Origin of the sequence: Halomonas sp. 3D7M, assembly GCF_014897885.1 — a bacterium.
Lineage (GTDB): Bacteria > Pseudomonadota > Gammaproteobacteria > Pseudomonadales > Halomonadaceae > Vreelandella.
In genome coordinates, this window is the sequence record NZ_JABUZF010000220.1 from 1 (window position 1) to 852 (window position 852).

Below are 852 nucleotides of genomic sequence, written 5' to 3' on the forward strand. Positions count from 1 at the left end.
GGTTGTTGCGTTTCACGAAGGGTATGGAAAGCACCGGGCAGGATTACCGCCACACTACCGGCCTCATGCATGGCAGCGATGCCAGTGTCATCCAGGTACTCAATGTGGTCAGCAGATAGGGCTCCGTGGCGTGCGGCCATGGCCGTTCCGCCCAGGTTAGAGAGCTGTTCGGCGTGTGCCTTGATGGGTAGGCCGTGGGCCTCGGCGGCTGCAAACACTCGCTCGCACTGTTCCACCGAGAAGGCGATTTTTTCGCAGAACACATCAACCGCATCTGCCAGGCCTTCAGCCACTGCTGCGGGGATCATTTCCTGGCAGACAAGATCAATATAGCCGTCGCTGTCATCTTTGTATTCTGGGGGTAGGGCATGGGCGCCCAGCAGCGTCGTGACGACGTTGACTGGCAGCATCTTGCCGAGACGGCGCGCGACACGCAGCATCTTGAGTTCGTCTTTGACGGTAAGCCCGTAGCCAGACTTAATCTCTACGGTGGTAACGCCGTCAGCAATCAGTGCTTCAAGACGCGGTTTAGCGAGTCTTAGCAGCTCATCTTCGCTAGCCTCGCGCGTGGCACGAACGGTACTAAGTATGCCGCCACCGCGTTTAGCAATCTCTTCATAGCTAGCCCCTTCAAGCCGCGCTTCAAACTCTTCAGCCCGAGAACCGCCAAAGACAAGGTGGGTGTGGCAATCCACAAGACCAGGGGTCATCACACCGCCACTGCCCATCTCTGTGCAGTTATTGGCGAGTTGCTCGTCGAACTCACTCATGGGCGACAAGGCGATGATGTGTGCCCCTTCGGTAATAACGGCCATGCGGTCGGGCAATGTCCGCAAGCCATCGAAGACGCTG

1 protein-coding gene is annotated in these 852 nt (G+C 57.9%); it reads right to left on the reverse strand.

Going from position 1 to position 852, the window contains the following annotated elements; genetic code table 11:
* The coding region (hutI, locus tag INT22_RS12460) for an imidazolonepropionase (RefSeq protein ID WP_193068311.1) at positions 1-852 on the reverse strand (852 nt) is incomplete at both ends.